At 62.9% G+C, this 14,956-nt stretch carries 15 protein-coding genes and 1 riboswitch; of the genes, 12 read left to right on the top strand and 3 right to left on the bottom strand.

All coding sequences use genetic code 11. The annotated features are described in order from the left end of the window. Positions 1-30: 30 nt before the first annotated feature. Positions 31-1,479, bottom strand: coding sequence for a sensor histidine kinase (locus D6Z24_RS01825; RefSeq protein WP_129124832.1), 1,449 nt, complete (start codon positions 1,477-1,479; stop codon positions 31-33). 189 nt (positions 1,480-1,668) lie between these two features. Here D6Z24_RS01825 and D6Z24_RS01820 point away from each other — a divergent pair, with 189 nt between their 5' ends. Beyond that, a complete protein-coding gene (locus D6Z24_RS01820; RefSeq protein ID WP_129124831.1) occupies positions 1,669-1,854 on the top strand; it encodes a hypothetical protein in 186 nt (61 codons plus the stop codon). On the opposite strand, the gene D6Z24_RS01815 is transcribed toward D6Z24_RS01820, so the two are convergent. Beyond that, complete coding sequence (locus D6Z24_RS01815; protein ID WP_129124830.1) at positions 1,851-2,702, bottom strand: HDOD domain-containing protein; 852 nt, start codon at positions 2,700-2,702, stop codon at positions 1,851-1,853. The two genes, D6Z24_RS01820 and D6Z24_RS01815, sit on opposite strands and share 4 nt — an antisense overlap. A gap of 152 nt (positions 2,703-2,854) precedes the next feature. Between D6Z24_RS01815 and yihA the strand changes: the two genes are divergently transcribed. The 11 genes from yihA to D6Z24_RS01760 all read left to right on the top strand — a co-directional run bounded on the left by yihA (position 2,855) and on the right by D6Z24_RS01760 (position 12,293). Beyond that, positions 2,855-3,490: a ribosome biogenesis GTP-binding protein YihA/YsxC gene (yihA, locus tag D6Z24_RS01810; RefSeq protein ID WP_129124829.1), complete on the top strand. Its 636-nt coding sequence runs from the start codon at positions 2,855-2,857 to the stop codon at positions 3,488-3,490. A gap of 41 nt (positions 3,491-3,531) precedes the next feature. Then, a riboswitch (cobalamin riboswitch) is annotated at positions 3,532-3,713 on the top strand. 88 nt (positions 3,714-3,801) lie between these two features. Then, a complete protein-coding gene (gene cobU / locus D6Z24_RS01805) occupies positions 3,802-4,323 on the top strand; it encodes a bifunctional adenosylcobinamide kinase/adenosylcobinamide-phosphate guanylyltransferase (RefSeq protein ID WP_129124828.1) in 522 nt (173 codons plus the stop codon). A gap of 29 nt (positions 4,324-4,352) precedes the next feature. Further along, positions 4,353-5,405 (top strand): nicotinate-nucleotide--dimethylbenzimidazole phosphoribosyltransferase, encoded by a 1,053-nt coding sequence (gene cobT, locus D6Z24_RS01800; protein WP_129124827.1) that lies wholly within the window; start codon positions 4,353-4,355, stop codon positions 5,403-5,405. 15 nt (positions 5,406-5,420) lie between these two features. Beyond that, positions 5,421-6,167, top strand: a complete 747-nt coding sequence (cobS, locus tag D6Z24_RS01795; protein WP_129124826.1) for an adenosylcobinamide-GDP ribazoletransferase — start codon at positions 5,421-5,423, stop codon at positions 6,165-6,167. A gap of 20 nt (positions 6,168-6,187) precedes the next feature. After that, complete coding sequence (locus D6Z24_RS01790) at positions 6,188-6,781, top strand: histidine phosphatase family protein (RefSeq protein ID WP_129124825.1); 594 nt, start codon at positions 6,188-6,190, stop codon at positions 6,779-6,781. A gap of 13 nt (positions 6,782-6,794) precedes the next feature. After that, complete coding sequence (locus tag D6Z24_RS01785) at positions 6,795-8,177, top strand: cobyrinate a,c-diamide synthase (protein WP_129124824.1); 1,383 nt, start codon at positions 6,795-6,797, stop codon at positions 8,175-8,177. Beyond that, entirely contained in the window at positions 8,174-9,481 is a 1,308-nt protein-coding gene (gene thiC / locus D6Z24_RS01780; protein ID WP_129124823.1) for a phosphomethylpyrimidine synthase ThiC, read from the top strand. Before D6Z24_RS01785 ends, thiC begins: the two co-directional genes overlap by 4 nt. Positions 9,482-9,723: 242 nt before the next feature. Further along, positions 9,724-10,407 (top strand): energy-coupling factor ABC transporter permease, encoded by a 684-nt coding sequence (locus D6Z24_RS01775; protein WP_129125401.1) that lies wholly within the window; start codon positions 9,724-9,726, stop codon positions 10,405-10,407. After that, positions 10,400-10,711, top strand: coding sequence for a cobalt ABC transporter permease (locus D6Z24_RS01770; protein WP_129124822.1), 312 nt, complete (start codon positions 10,400-10,402; stop codon positions 10,709-10,711). Before D6Z24_RS01775 ends, D6Z24_RS01770 begins: the two co-directional genes overlap by 8 nt. Next, positions 10,683-11,444, top strand: a complete 762-nt coding sequence (cbiQ, locus tag D6Z24_RS01765) for a cobalt ECF transporter T component CbiQ (protein WP_129124821.1) — start codon at positions 10,683-10,685, stop codon at positions 11,442-11,444. The genes D6Z24_RS01770 and cbiQ overlap by 29 nt, the downstream gene beginning before the upstream one ends. A gap of 9 nt (positions 11,445-11,453) precedes the next feature. Then, a complete protein-coding gene (locus tag D6Z24_RS01760; RefSeq protein WP_129124820.1) occupies positions 11,454-12,293 on the top strand; it encodes an energy-coupling factor ABC transporter ATP-binding protein in 840 nt (279 codons plus the stop codon). Between the two features lie 859 nt (positions 12,294-13,152). Here D6Z24_RS01760 and D6Z24_RS01755 read toward each other — a convergent pair. Then, a complete protein-coding gene (locus D6Z24_RS01755; RefSeq protein WP_129124819.1) occupies positions 13,153-14,586 on the bottom strand; it encodes a DUF6134 family protein in 1,434 nt (477 codons plus the stop codon). Positions 14,587-14,956: the final 370 nt, after the last annotated feature.

Raw genomic sequence — 14,956 nt, 5'->3', positions numbered from 1 at the left:
CTCATTCATGTCTTGATCGATGCCGGCGGCTTAGGCCTGCGCCGCCGCTTCCCGCGTTTCCTGCCTCTGCTGCGCCGCGCCGGGGGCCGGAAGGAGCACGGTGAAGGTGGTCCCTTCTCCCTTGCGGCTCGCAACCGAGATGCTGCCGCCGTGCTCCTTGATGATGCGCTCGGTGATGGCGAGGCCGAGACCTATGCCGGCCTCGCGCGTGGTGAAGTAGGGCTGGAAGACCTTCTCCAGGTCCTGCTCCTCGATCCCGGTGCCGTGGTCGCTGAAGGTGAGGCGGAAAACCCCGTTGTCGGCGTCGAGCGCCGCCCCCAGCGTGATGGGGCCCCCTTCGGGCATCGCCTGGGTGCTGTTGCTCAAGAAATTGCAGAGGCAGTTTCGCATCAGCTCCGGGTCGATTTGCAGGGGGGGGAGATCCGCCGGGATTTCCCTGACCACGGTGATGTTGCGCTCGACGAGCCGGTCCTGCATGATCTGCATCGCCTTGCTGACGAGGTCGTTGTAGCTCACCTGCTGCAGCTTCAGCTTGAGCGGCCGACCGTAGTTCATGAAGTTCAAGACCATGTAGTTCGCCTTGCGGACCTCTTCCTTGATGTTGTCCGCGATCGAGGTGAGCTCGCCCCCCTTGTCGCGGCAGGTCGGCAGCAGCTCGCTCTTCAAGTGGTCGATGGCGAGGCTTATGTAGTTCAGCGGGTTGCGGATCTCGTGGGCGATACCGGCGGCCAGCTGCCCCACCTTGGAGAGGTGTTCCGCCTCGTACAGCCTTTTTTCCAGCTGCTCCTTCTCCTTCAACTTCTTCACCATCTCGTTCAGGTTCGCTGCGAGTTCGCCGATCTCGTCGCCGCTTCCCGCCTCGAAGGTGACGCTCAGGTCCCCGGCGGAGACTTCCTTGACGCTGGTGGCCAGGCGCCTGATCGGGCTCGTGTAGCGGCGCGCCAGGAAGATGATGAGGATCATCCCCGCCATGAATACGAGCACCGTGGCGGAGAGGCGCCGGACGAAGTTCGCGTGCTGGATGTCGCGGATGTTGTCCAAAAGGAGGTTGATCTGCACGTAGCCCAGCTGCTCGTCCCCGACGATGACCGGCACGACGAGGTCGTAGGGCTTGAGCGATCCCCCTCCGCCGCCGCGGCGCGAGGCCTTGAGACCCTTCTCGAGTTTCTTGATCTCGCGCTTCTTGCCGACCTGCGCCGGGTCGGAGGAGTTGATGATCTCACCCTCGTTGTTGATGATGTTGATCTCGTTGATCCCTTTGTTCTTGGCGTGGCTTAGGTACTCGGAGAGGCGGGAGGATTCCTCTTCAGAGGTCAAGTCCTCCACGCTCAGCTGAATCGCCTTGGAGACCACCGTGGAACTCTCCTGGATCTCCTGCACCAGGTCGTTCTGGCTGAACTGGTTCAGGAGGAAGAGTACCAGCGTGGCGACTACCAGCATGGTGAGCATGATCATCACCAGCTTTGTATTTAGTTTCATAACACCCTTTCCGGACGGTGAGTTTTCACTAAGCTCCGAAGTATACTGCAGCGCCTTCACCCAGACAAGAGCGATCTCTCGCCGGAGGGCTGTTGCGGCTTCGGTTAATTGGCTTCCATTAGCGTGAACTTGCTGCTAAGATGCCGGTCGTTGATATTCATGACCAGAGGCGGCGGGAGGATCGGGAGCATGAGTTACATCGTCGACAGGATTTCGAACAACCTCAGGATCGACCCGGACGCGGGGGGGCAGGAGCAGCGGCGCAAGCGGGAAAAGCCGGGCCACAAGGCGGACCAGGCAGACAGCGTCAGCATCTCCGACGAGGCGAAAAAGCTGCTGCAGGAGGCCGAGGTGGGGGAAACTCCCGAGGCTTAGCTGGTGAAGAGGGCTTTGTCCTCGCCGAAGGCCTTGTCGAATATCTCCAGCATCTCCTCGGCCTTGTCCTCGCTTAGGTTCAGCATCTGGCCTGCCTTCGAGCCGGCGAGATCCACATCTTCCCGCGGCTCCCTGATGCCGATGCCGAGCTTGAGGCAGAACTGGTCCGCAAGCGAGGTGACCGCGGTGAGGTTGACCACCGCCGGGTCGTCCAGTTCGGTGAAGTCGAGGTTGTGGTGCTGCAGTATGGCGCTTGTCAGTATCTCCGGGAAGTTCCACTTCTTTATCACGTATGCCCCCACCTCGTCGTGGGTAAAGGGGTATATCCCGCGCTCCGCCTGCCCGAAGGTGATCCCCTCGTTGTAACAGTGCTGCATGACCTCCTGGAACTTGTCGCGGTCCAGGGTGTTCATGATGATCTTGCCGATGTCGTGGAACAGGCCGGCGAGGAAGGCCTCCTCCTCGTTTGCGGCGCGGGTGCGGCTCGCGATGATCCTGGCGGCGAGACCTGCGGCGAAGGAGTGCTCCCAGAGCATCTTCTCGGTGAGCCCGTACGGCTTGTAGACCTGCTTCACCGAGGCGGCTACGACGAGGCTGCGCAAGGTGCTGAAGCCCAGGATGACGATGGCGCTGGAGAGGGTCTGGATCTGGCGGCGGCAGCCGTAGAAAGATGAGTTGGATATCTTTAGGACGCGGGCCGCGACGGCCGGGTCCGAGGAAACGATCTTGGCCAGTTCTTCCGCCGTTGCCGTGTCACTCTCGATGAGCTGCATAACCTTGATGGCGACGATGGGGATGGTGGGGAGGTCCGCTGCGGTCATGATCGCAGTTTCGAGTTCTTTGTTCATGCCATGAGATCCTTGCGTGGGCTGGGACGGCGGGTTTCGGTCAGGTTCCAAAATATACCAAATCGTTAGCTTTAATCAAGCGGGGATTTAATGATTGAAAGGGGGGGCGGCGCGGTCTATACTGCGGCGAAAAAACAGGACAGGTCGGTACATTGATCGTAAAGACGACGCAGTTTATTAAAAGTGCAACAAGGCCCGCCCACTACCCCGAGGGGGACCTCCCCGAGATCGCCTTCGCCGGCCGTTCCAACGTGGGTAAATCTTCGCTGGTGAACGTGCTGGTTAACCGCAAGAACCTGGTGCGCACGAGCTCCACCCCGGGGCGTACCCAGCTCATCAACTTCTTCCAGGTGAACGACGACTTCATGCTGGTCGACCTGCCGGGTTACGGCTACGCCAAGGTGCCGCTCGCCGTGAAGAAGGACTGGCGCCCGATGATGGAGACCTACCTCGCGAAAAGGAAGAACCTGCGCGGCGTGGTGCTCATCCTGGATATCCGGAGGGTTCCCACCGAGGACGACCTGCAGATGCTCACTTGGCTGAGGGCCTATTCCGTCGCCCCCATCCTCGTGGTCACGAAGTGCGACAAGCTCTCGAAGAACGAGCGCGCGCGGCAGACCGCGGTGATTGCGGAGAAGCTCGGCGTGGCGAAAGGGGAGCTCACCTTTTTCTCCGCCCTGAACAAGGAGGGACGCGACGCGGTGTGGGCACGTATCGATGCCCTTTTGGCGCCCGAAGACGCCGAACCCGGCGAAATCGCGCCGGAAGCCTTGCCGGTTATTGATTGACAACCAGCGGCGCCTCTGTTAGTAAACATGGCGCTGTAAAAAATTAAGACGTTCGTCCTGGTGCCCCGAGGAGGGGTTAAAAGGGAAGAGGGTGTGAATCCCTCGCTGTCCCGCAACTGTGAACGGAGATGAAAGCCGCAACAACGCCACTGATCTTATCGGGAAGGCGCGGCGAGTAAGACGACCCGTGAGTCAGGAAACCTGCCAGGAAGGAAGCTACTGCAACCTCCGTGGCAGAGGGGCTAAAGCCGGAATCGCGCCCGTAGTGCGATTTTTGACCCGCCTTCCGTCCATGGAAGGGGGGTTTTTTTATGTCCAAAACGGTCCTGGTCACCGGCGGTGCGAGAAGCGGCAAGAGCCGTTTCGCCGAGGGGTTAGCCGAGAGCTACGCCCCCTTGCGCGGCTACCTCGCCACCGGCGAGGCGGGGGACGCCGAGATGGCCGAGCGCATCGAGCGGCACCGGGGAAGACGCGGGCCCGAGTGGCAGACCGTCGAGGAGCCCGTCGGGGTGGAGGCGGCGATCCGCGCCCATGAGCACCGCTTCAACGTGATCCTCATGGACTGCGTCACCCTATGGGTCACGAACCTCCTCTTTCGCTGCGAGGGGGGCGCGCAGGAGGCCCTGGCTCAGGTGAAGAGCTTCGCCGGAAGCTTCCCGCATTTAAATACACCACTCATCATCGTCACCAACGAGGTCGGCATGGGGATCGTCCCGGAGCACCCGCTCTCGCGGACCTTCCGGGACCTGGCGGGTGAGGCGAACGAGATCATAGCCGCGGCGGCCGACGAGGTGTACGTCACCATCTCCGGGCTGCCGCTCAGGCTCAAATGAAAGTTGCGATGACGCACAAGGAGGCAGGCATGACACTTCTGGAGGCCACCCTGGCCAAAATTCAGCCCGTGGACGAGGCGCTTCTCGCCAAGGCCCAGGCCAAACTCGACAACAAGACCAAGCCGCAGGGCTCGCTCGGGCGTCTGGAGGAGGTGGCGCGCCGTTTCGCCGCCATCACCGAGGACCTTTCCCCCGACACGACCAAGAAGGTCATCTTCACCTTCGCGGGCGATCACGGCATCGTCGAGGAAGGGGTCTCCCTCTTCCCCAAAGAGGTCACGCCGCAAATGGTGCTCAACTTCCTGCGCGGCGGCGCCGGGGTGAACGTGCTCGCGCGCCATTCGGGTGCCGAGGTGCGTGTGGTGGACGTCGGCGTCGACTACGACTTCGAGCCCGCTCCCGGACTCATCATCAGGAAAGTGGCAAAGGGAACCCGCAACTTCGCGAAAGGACCCGCCATGACCGCTGAAGAGGCGGTCGCCGCCGTCGAGGTCGGCATCGCGCTCGCCGACGAGGCAAAGAAGGAAGGGGTCGCCATGGTGGGCACCGGCGAGATGGGGATCGGCAACACGAGCCCCTCTTCCGCCATCATCGCCGCCATTGCCGGGTGCACCGTCCGCGAGGTGACGCACCGCGGCACCGGCATCGGCGACGAGGCGCTCGAGAACAAGATCCGGGTGATCCAGGCCGGCCTCGACCTGAACCGTCCCGACCCGAAGGACCCGCTCGACGTCCTCACCAAGGTGGGGGGGCTGGAGATCGCCGGGATCGCCGGACTCGTGCTCGGCGCCGCAGCGAACCGCATCCCGGTCGTTGTGGACGGCTTCATATCCACCGCCGGCGCGCTCATCGCCTCGGAGATGCATCCGTCGGTGCGCGATTACATCTTCACCGCGCACACCTCCGTCGAGATCGGGCACCAGATGATGATGGAGCGGATCGGGGTCAAGCCGCTTCTCGACCTGCAGTTCCGGCTCGGCGAGGGAACCGGCGCGGCGCTCGCCATGGGACTCATCGAGGCGGGCGTCAAGGTGCTCAAGGAGATGGCGACCTTCGAAGAAGCCGGGGTGGCCTCCTCTTAGGAGGCGGGAGGACCGATGCGTCTCTTCATCATCGCTTTCCAGTTCCTCACCATCGTGCCGCTGCCGGTAACGGTGCGCTGCGAGGAGGAGGACCTGGGGCGCTCCATGGCCTTTTTCCCGCTGGTGGGGCTCGCGGTCGGCGCCCTCATGGTGGGGGCCGACTTCCTGCTCGCGCCGCTTCTGCCGCGCCCGGTGGGCGACCTCGTGCTTGTCGCCCTCTTGAGTATCGTGACCGGGGCGCTGCACCTGGACGGGCTCTCAGACGTCTGTGACGGGCTGGCGGCGCGCGGCCCGAGGGAGCGCTTCCTCGAGATCATGAAGGATTCGCGCGTCGGCGCAGTCGGCGCGGTCGGTCTCGTGCTGGGGCTCATGCTCAAGTACCAGGCGCTTCTGGCGATCCCCGTCGAGCACAAGCGCGCGGCCCTTCTCTTCTTCCCGATGGCGGCGCGCTTCGCCCAGGTGCAGATGACGGTCGGCTCGAAGCGCGCCCGCAAGGACGGCCTCGGGCACGCCTTCGTCGGAGGTGCCGGGGCATTGCAGCTCGTCTTGGCCGGTGCCTGCACCGTGGCGGTCGGCGCGCTGCTTCTGGGGCTTTCGGGCCTCATCACCCTGCTCCTTTTGTTCGTGCTCACCTTAGGCGTCAAGGGGTGGGCGCACCGCAGGCTGGGCGGCGTAACCGGTGACGTGATCGGGTGCGCCAGCGAGCTGAACGAAATATTCTCCCTGCTCTTCCTGCTGGCCCTTCTCGGGCGGCTCGGGTAGTCCGGAGAAAGGACGTGACCATGGAAAGAACACGCATACACCTGATCCGTCACGGCGAGGTCGAGCGCTCCCATTGCTACAACGGGCACTTCGACGTCCGCCTCACCCAGCGCGGGGAGGAGATGTACCACCAGATGAAGCCGCGCCTCGACCCGGACCGGATCACCGCCCTCTACACGAGCGATCTCTACCGCACCGTGCGCGGCGGCGAGATCCTGGGGCCGTACCTCGGCGTGGCCCCGGTGAAGGTCCCTGCTCTCCGCGAGCTCAACTGCGGCGTGTGGGAGGGGCTTTCCGTCGCGCAGATCCAGGAGCAGCGACCGGACGAGTGGGCGGCACGGATCGCGGACCTGGAAAACTTCTGCGCCCCCGGCGGAGAAAGCCTCGGAGAGCTCGCGGCCCGCGTGCTGCCGGCCCTGAAAGAGATCGTGGAACGGCACCGCGGCGAGGACGTGCTCGTCGTGGCGCACGGCGGGGTGAACCGCATCGTCCTGCTGGACGCGATAAAGGCGCCCTTGGGCTCCTTCTTCAGCATCGACCAGCAGTACTGCGCCATGAACATCATCGACTACTGGGCCGACGGCAACACCGTGGTGCAGTTGGTGAACGGGTGACAGGATGGCTCCGATGAGACGATTCGTCATCGCAGCGCCGCACAGCGGCTCGGGGAAGACCACGGTCACACTCGGCATCATGGCCCTTCTGAGGCGGCGCGGGTTTGGCGTCGCCCCCTTCAAGGTGGGGCCGGACTTCATCGACCCCGGCTATCATCGGCTGGTTACCGGTGCACCCTCCGTGAACCTGGACGGCTGGATGTGTCCCCCTGACTTCGTCCGCTCTACCTTCGCCCGCCACGCAGCCGGTGCCGACGTCGCGGTTATCGAGGGGGTGATGGGGCTCTTCGACGGCATCGACGGCGTCTCCGAGTCCGGGAGCACGGCGCAGGTGGCGAAGCTCCTCGCGGCGCCGGTCGTGCTCGTCGTGGACGCCCGGAGCCAGGCCCGCAGCGCCGTCGCCCTTGTGCACGGCTTCGCGAGTTTCGATCCCGGTGTCAAGGTTGCCGGTGTCATCTTCAACAACGTGGCGAGCGCGAACCATGAGGCGATCCTGCGGGAGGCCGTGGCGGCCTCCCTGCCGCACGTCGCCGTGTTGGGGTGCCTTCCGAAGGACCCCGCGCTCGGCATTCCGTCGCGCCACCTCGGGCTGACGACGGCCGAGGATAACCCGCTCTCGGAGGAGTTTCTCGACCATCTGGCGCGGGTCATGGAGCGGCATCTTGACCTGGAACGTCTCCTCGATGCGGTGCAGGTGGAGTGTGCGGTCCAGGGTGAGGAACCCTGTGCCGGGGACGATGACGGCTTGCGCCCGGCGCGTATCGCGGTCGCACGCGACGCCGCCTTCTGTTTTGCCTATTCGGATAACTTGCGTCTTCTCGAGGAGGCGGGCGCCGAGCTTTGCTACTTCTCGCCCCTCGCCGACGCGGCGCTACCCGATGGTGTCGACGGCATCTACCTCCCCGGCGGCTATCCCGAGCTCTTCGCGGAGCGGCTCGCTGAGAACGTGGCGATGCGGGAGGCGATCTCGAGTGCGGTGGAGCATGACATGCCGGTGTACGCCGAGTGCGGCGGCTTCATATACCTGACCAGCGGGGTGGCGGCCGACGGTGGTGACCACGCAATGGTCGGGATCTTCCCGGTGCTGACCCGCATGCTGCCGCGCAGAAAGGCGCTCGGTTACCGCGAGGTGGAGCTTATGGCCGATGGCCCGGTGGGAAGTAAAGGCGTCGTCGCCCGCGGGCACGAATTTCATTATTCAGAGATGGAGGAGGTGCCGCAGCGTTTCGAGCGGCTCTACCGCGTCAGCAGGAAGGGGATCGACCTCGGCTTCGAGGGGTACCGCTACCGCAACTGCCTCGCCTCCTACATCCATTTACATTTCGGCAGCGCGCCGGGTATCGCACGGGACTTCGTGGGGCACTGCAGGGCATACCGGACCAGGAGTCTTACATGAAAACGCAGATCGAATCGGCGCGCGCGGGCATCGTCACCGCGCAGATGGCGCAGGTGGCATGTGACGAGAACGTGACGCCGGAGTACGTCCGGGAAAAGGTGGCGTTGGGGCAGATCGTCATCCCCTGGAACCACGTCAGGAAACCGAAGGTGGCCGGCATCGGCGCGGGGCTCAGGACCAAGGTGAACGCCTCCATCGGCACCTCCTCCGACATCATCGACTACGAGGCCGAGGTAAGAAAAGCTCATGCCGCGCAGCAGTCCGGAGCCGACACGCTCATGGAGCTCTCCGTAGGTGGAGACCTGGACCGGGTGCGTCGCGAGGTGATCGCCGCAGTCGACCTGCCGGTAGGCAACGTGCCGCTGTACCAGGCCTTTTGCGAGGCGGCCCGCAAATACGGCGACCCGAACAAGCTCGACGAGGAGATGCTCTTCGAGATCATCGAGCGCCAGTGCGCCGACGGCATGGCCTTCATGGCCGTGCATTGCGGCATCAACCTCTATACCCTTGAGCGGCTGAGGAAGCAGGGGTACCGTTACGGCGGCCTGGTCTCCAAGGGGGGCGTCAGCATGGCCGCCTGGATGCTCGCCAACAACCGAGAGAACCCGCTCTACGAGAAGTTCGACCGCGTGGTCGAGATCCTCAAACGCTACGATACCGTCCTCTCGCTGGGCAACGGTCTCAGGGCCGGCGCGATCCACGATTCGAGCGACCGCGCCCAGATCCAGGAACTCCTGATCAACTGCGAGCTCGCCGAGATCGGCCGCGACATGGGGTGCCAGATGCTCGTGGAAGGCCCCGGCCACGTGCCGCTGGACGAGATCGAAGGAAACATAAAGCTGCAGAAAAGGATGAGCGGCGGGGCGCCCTACTACATGCTGGGGCCGATCTCGACCGACGTCGCCCCCGGTTTCGACCACATCACCGCCGCCATCGGTGCCGCCCAGTCCTCGCGCTACGGTGCCGACCTGATCTGCTACATCACCCCTGCCGAGCACCTCGCCCTTCCCAACGAGGAGGACGTGAAGATGGGGGTCAAGGCGGCCAGGATCGCGGCCTACATCGGCGACATGAACAAGTACCCGGAGAAGGGTAGGGAGCGGGACAAGGAGATGAGCAAGGCGCGCCGTGACCTGAACTGGCAGCGCCAGTTCGAACTCGCGCTCTTCCCCGAGGACGCGGCCGAGATAAGGAAGAGCCGCGTTCCCGAGGACGAGCAGACCTGCACCATGTGTGGCGATTTCTGCGCCTCCCGCGGTGCCGGCAAGATCTTCGCCGCCGACCTGCGCGGAGACAAGATTTGATGCGGAGGGGGCGAATCACGGCAGCGTTCCTTGCCTTTTCCCACTCCACTCGCCGGAGGTTCCAACCTCCCCCTCCCTTGACGGGAGGGGGGCGGGGGGTGGGTGAAGCCGCAAGCTTTGTAAATGCCGGCACCTTACCCCACCCCCCAGCCCCCTCCCGCAAGGGGAGGGGGAGCGCGTGGGTGAGTGTGCTGCTGGTGGGAGCGCTTTTCGACTTCTTGGCGGCCACCCCGGCCTTCGCCATGCACATCTCCGAGGGTATCCTCCCGTTTTCCTGGGCGCTCGTCTGGTATCTCGTGCTCGTGCCGTTCCTGGCGTTGGGTGCGAGGCGGCTGAACGCCCTGGCGCGCGAGGACCTTTCCCTCAAGCCCCTGGTGGGCCTTTTGACCGCCGTCGTCTTCATCATCTCCTGTATGCCGATCCCGGTCCCCACCGCGGGTACCTGCTCGCACCCGTGCGGTACCGGCGTGTCCGCGATCCTGGTCGGCCCCCTGGTCAGCGTGGTGGTCGCGGCGGTATCACTGTTGATCCAGGCGCTCTTTCTCGCCCACGGCGGTCTGTCCACCTTGGGCGCGAACACCCTTTCCATGGGGGTTATCGGCTCCTTCTCCGCCTGGTTCACCTTCCGGGCCCTGCGTCGCATGGGGGGGAGCCTCGGCGTGGCCGGTTTCTTCGCCGGGATCGTTGCCGACTGGGCCACCTATTCTGCGACTTCCCTGTTCCTCGCCCTCGGAATCCGCGGAGACGCGCCGCTCTGGCCGCTCTTTACGAAGGTCGTGGTCGCCTTCCTTCCCACCCAGTTGCCCCTCGGCATCCTTGAAGGGGTGATCACGGCCGGTATGGTGACGCTTCTCTACCGCAAGCGGCCGGACCTCTTGGTCAGGATGAGGGTGATTTCCGAAAAGGAGGGCTCCGTCAATGCGTGACCGGAAACAGTGGAAAAAATCGCTCCGCTCTGCGATGATGCTCCCCGCGCTTTTGCTCGCCCTCTCCTGCGTCCCCTCCGTTTCCCATGCCTGGGACGGGGTCGATGAGGCCGTCGTGGAAAAAGTCGCCAAGGAGCACGGCCGGGAGGCGAAACCGCCCCTTCTCGATCTCTCCGGAGACCTGCTGCTGTTCGCCTTTCTCATGGCGGGCGCGGTGGGGGGCTTCGTGGCGGGATACTACTGGCGCGACCTGACGGCCCAAAAGCCGAGGAAAGATGATGCATCATCACTTAAGCACACATAGTTTTCGTGCGTCGCATGCCCTGGTAAAGATCGACGCCCGGGTCAAGCTTCTGAGCGCGCTCGCCTTGCTGGTCATGGTGATCACCTCGCAAGGGTCGGCGTTCCCGCTCGTCGTTGCCGCCGCGGGCATCTTCTTCTGTCTGCACCTCGGGACGCCGGTGCGCCTCCTGGCCTTGCGCTTTTCCGAGCCGATCTTCATCGCGGTCGTGGTGCTGCTGCTTAAGACCTTCTTTTCCGGTAACGCTCCACTTTTCAGTTTCGGGCTTTTGGGCTATGAACTGGTGGCGCACCGCGACGGCCTGGATGCCGGGCTCCTGATCGCGGGGCGCATCCTGGGCGGGGTCACCCTGCTGGGGGTGGTCGGGTTCTCGACGCCGTTCACCGAACTGATGGCCGCCCTCTCCTGGATGAGGGTGCCCCAGGTGCTCGTCGACGTGGCGCTCTTCGCGTGGCGCTACCTCTTCCTGCTTCTGGAGGACGCCCAGGTCGTTTACCACGCCCAGAAAAACCGGCTCGGCTACGTCGGCTGTCGTCGTGCCCTTGCTTCCTTCGGCACTCTCGCCGGGGTCATGGTGATCAAGGCGTTCGACAACAGCCAGAGCATTACGACGGCGATGGTGCAGCGCGGCTACGACGGCGTCATGCCTATGTCGATGCACCGGCCGCTGCGCGTCGCCGAGGTCGGCTCGGCGCTTCTTTTCGTCGGCGCCATGGCCGTCATCAGACTCATTTAGAGGAGCATCGTGGATACGAGAATTTCTGTCGACCTGGAGAGCTACAAATACCCCGACGGGACAGTCGCGCTCGCCGAGCTGCGGCTTGAGATCCGGCGCGGCGAGTTCACCGGGATCCTCGGCTCCAACGGCTCGGGGAAGACGACGCTTCTGAAGGTCATGGACGGACTGATCAAGGGGTATAAGGGCGAGGTGCTGCTCGACGGGGAGAACGTGCTGAAGCTGCATCCGCGCGACATCTACCGCAAGGTGGGGCTCGTGTTCCAGAACCCGGACGACCAGCTCTTCGCCACCACCGTCTTCGAGGACGCCGCTTTCGGGCCGCGCAACATGGGGTGCGGTGAGGCGGAGGTGAAAACCCGGGTCGAGGCGGCGCTAGCCAGCGTCGACATGGCGGAGTTCGCCGCCAAGGGGATCCACAACCTGAGCTATGGGCAGAAAAAGCGCGTCTGCATCGCGGGACTTCTCGCGATGGGGCACGAGATCCTGCTTCTGGATGAACCGACCGCGGGGCTCGATCCCATGGGAGAGTACCGGATGATGGAACTCTTGACCCGGCTGAATCGTGACCAGGGGGTGACCATCGTGATGGCTACGCACAGCGTCGATCTCGTGCCGATCTTCCTGCACCAGCTTCACATCTTAAGTCGCGGTCGGCTGATCCGCGGCGGCGCTCCCGAGGAAGTCTTCACCGCTCCCGATGAGCTCGCGAGCGTGAAGCTGCGCCTGCCCCACATCGCCGAGCTCATCTACCAGTTGAAGCACGAGGAGGGGTTTTCCTTCACGCGTCTACCCCTCACCATCGGCGAAGCGCGCCGGGAGATGGTAGAGGCGATGTCCCGAAAATAATGTGCAAGAAGGTGACTGGCTCCGCAGGTGCCAGTCACCCTTTAATTCATACATAACTCCGTCCCCCCCGCATTTAGCCTTCACCGCTCCACACCTAAGCACTCCGCCGTCGCAAATAAACTTCGCGGCGCCTTCCTTAAGCTTGTCACCGCTGCATGCAACCTTGCCCTCCTCGCGGTTAGTCTCGAAGACTTCGATGGCAGCTTCCGCATGCCTCGAGTTAATTTCCACGAGGCAACACCTACGCCGACTGACAGCACAGATAAGCAAGCAGAGGTCGCACTTAAGCAAACGCAGCTCGTGGTTAAGCAAAAGAGGTAGTGACTTTAGCTAACCGCACTTTTCATGAAGTTGCCGTCTCCCTTTCACTGATGAAAAACAGGCCTCCGGAGCATTAAATTCAGTTTTTTCAGCTAAAAGCAGGGGGCGAACAAGGCCAATATAAGTCAGCTGAGATAAAAGCGGGGTAAGTGGGACCGATGGTGGGGCTTAAGGGGTGAAGGGGGAACGTCGATTTGCCTATGCGTGACGTTACATTAATAAAAGCAGGTCTTGTTTTTCTTAACTCGCCTCTTGAGATGCTAAATGCAGATGTAACTTTGCTTAAAGTTGACCTCACATTTTTAAAAGCACGAGCGGGAAGCGTTAAGTCGGAGGAAGCGGGTTCACCTGCCCCCTTGATGTAAGCACACCTCCCCCCGGAGGGGGGAGGCAGGGAGGGGGGGAAGCCGGATTAAGCCCGCTGCGCTCCCCCCCCCTGTCCCTCCCCCTCCGGGGAAGGGCACGCCTCGCGCAATTTACTCAGTGCGATGATCTTTCGCCAGCTTCTCGTTCCTGAGAGCCCGCATGATTTTCTGCATCAGTAGCGCTTTTCCACTACCGTGGCGTGCGTCCTGCCTATCATACCCGCGATGCTTCCCATCTCATCAACGGAATCCCCTTCGATCAGCTTGATATGGGTGAGGCTTGCCGGAACTTCATTGAAGGTCGGGTCGATCGGCATCCACCCTCCATTCAGGTAGCTTTCGGCCCAACTGTGGTAGAGAAAGCCGTCCCCCTGGTAGACAAGGCCCGAGACGAAGCGGGTAGGGATACCTGCGGCGCGGGCGAGCGAGGTGTAGAGACGTGCATGGCTTTGGCAGTTGCCGCGACCCTTTTGCAGGGTTTCCAACGGCGACTGCGCGTCGGTTACGTCGGGCTTGATCTCTGCCGCGACCCACGCGGCGAGCCGGGCCGCTTTCTTTGCGGGATCCTTTTCGTCCCCGACGATGGCCTTCGCGCGTGCGATGATTTCGGGGTTGTCGCTGGGCGTCCGTTCTCCCGGTTGCACGTCCGCCTCGGCCGGAGGTGCAGCCGCTGCCGGGGTAGGGTTCGGCAGGGTGAACACGACGCTGCCGTCGGGCATCCGTTCCGCCTTCTGCCTCACCCCCTGCAAGAGCGGCTGCTCAGCCGGGATGCCATTCATCCGGACGACCAGTTTCTGCAGCCGCTCCGGATGCTCGATCGGGGGGGTGACCCGTATCAGGCTCAGGTCGAAGACAAGGTCCTTCTTAGCCATGGCGGCTTCGGTAAGTTCCGCCCTCGCCGCCGCCTCGTCCCGGGCCAGCGTGACCACGAGCCCGTCCCGAACCGATTCCTTCAGGACGTTCCCCTTCAAATCGATCCAGATGTCGTTGTCCACCATCGGGTAAAGGTTGTTTCTGAGGTGCACCACGGCCTTCCCGTCCAGGGTTTCCTGCCCGACCACTTCTACCTTCGCTTGCTTGACCTTCACCGCCTCCACGTCGAGGTACTGGATCTTGTAGCTCTTTCCCGGCACCGCCCCATGAATGAGCGGGTAGAGGTTCAGTGCGTGCGGCGGATAGACGGTACCTTTCACCTTGAGTTTATGCTCCTTCCTGCCGTTCCCGGAGCGGGTCACGACGCTGATCCCCTTTGGGGTGACCTCGCCGCTTACGGCCGAGGGGCTTCCGTCGATGCGGGTTTCCGCCTGGAAGGAGCGCAGTGCCAGGTCCGGGGCCACCTGGTAGGTCTCGGTGGAGCTTGCTTCTCTCGAGAAGCCCATCACCTTCATCTTCACGCTGCCGCGCGAGGCGATTTGGTACCCGTCCGCAGTACGGGTCACGGTGGTTTGGCCGAAGCCGACCTGCTCGTCCCCCATGATGATGGCAAACCAGCGCTCCCCTTCCGGAAGGGAGGGGATTTGCGGCAGGGGGGCGGCCAACAGGCGCAGCGGCAGAAGGACCATGATCAATGCGACCAGCAACTTCCAGTATTTCATATGGCGCGACATGGGCGGCTCCTCGATAGCTGTGGTGATTTACTGTGGTGCGTGCGGGGGCATTTATACCACACAACCCGCGGCGTGCGCAACGCGCTAACCGATCGGTAATTCTGATGAATGCCGGTGTCGTGCAACCTCATGAGATCAATGAAAAATATAATCCTTTGATTAAATGCACTTAAGCTGTTGCAGTCCGAAAACGGGACAAGTATAATGGGAACATAGATAAGAGTTGCGGGGGATCGTAGGATCCCCCTTCCCCTAGCTGACTTGCCCTCCTAGTCGCTAGGGTTTTTTTTGCCCGCGATCCCGCCTCCCGAGTGTGCCAACTGTTGCACACTTTTGTCGAATCCTATACAATCCGTTCGTCCTGTAATTC

Source organism: Geomonas oryzae, assembly GCF_004117875.1.
Taxonomy (GTDB): Bacteria; Desulfobacterota; Desulfuromonadia; order Geobacterales; family Geobacteraceae; genus Geomonas; species Geomonas oryzae.
This window is presented reverse-complemented; position numbering and strand designations above follow the sequence as displayed.

Bases quoted from the DNA above. Each gene is read 5' to 3' on its own strand.
- D6Z24_RS01825 (WP_129124832.1), bottom strand. From the start codon at position 1,479: ATGAAACTAAATACAAAGCTGGTGATGATCATGCTCACCATGCTGGTA.
- D6Z24_RS01820 (WP_129124831.1), top strand. From the start codon at position 1,669: ATGAGTTACATCGTCGACAGGATTTCGAACAACCTCAGGATCGACCCG.
- D6Z24_RS01815 (WP_129124830.1), bottom strand. From the start codon at position 2,702: ATGAACAAAGAACTCGAAACTGCGATCATGACCGCAGCGGACCTCCCC.
- cobU (WP_129124828.1), top strand. From the start codon at position 3,802: ATGTCCAAAACGGTCCTGGTCACCGGCGGTGCGAGAAGCGGCAAGAGC.
- cobT (WP_129124827.1), top strand. From the start codon at position 4,353: ATGACACTTCTGGAGGCCACCCTGGCCAAAATTCAGCCCGTGGACGAG.
- cobS (WP_129124826.1), top strand. From the start codon at position 5,421: ATGCGTCTCTTCATCATCGCTTTCCAGTTCCTCACCATCGTGCCGCTG.
- D6Z24_RS01790 (WP_129124825.1), top strand. From the start codon at position 6,188: ATGGAAAGAACACGCATACACCTGATCCGTCACGGCGAGGTCGAGCGC.
- D6Z24_RS01785 (WP_129124824.1), top strand. From the start codon at position 6,795: ATGAGACGATTCGTCATCGCAGCGCCGCACAGCGGCTCGGGGAAGACC.
- thiC (WP_129124823.1), top strand. From the start codon at position 8,174: ATGAAAACGCAGATCGAATCGGCGCGCGCGGGCATCGTCACCGCGCAG.
- D6Z24_RS01775 (WP_129125401.1), top strand. From the start codon at position 9,724: ATGCACATCTCCGAGGGTATCCTCCCGTTTTCCTGGGCGCTCGTCTGG.
- D6Z24_RS01770 (WP_129124822.1), top strand. From the start codon at position 10,400: ATGCGTGACCGGAAACAGTGGAAAAAATCGCTCCGCTCTGCGATGATG.
- cbiQ (WP_129124821.1), top strand. From the start codon at position 10,683: ATGATGCATCATCACTTAAGCACACATAGTTTTCGTGCGTCGCATGCC.
- D6Z24_RS01755 (WP_129124819.1), bottom strand. From the start codon at position 14,586: ATGTCGCGCCATATGAAATACTGGAAGTTGCTGGTCGCATTGATCATG.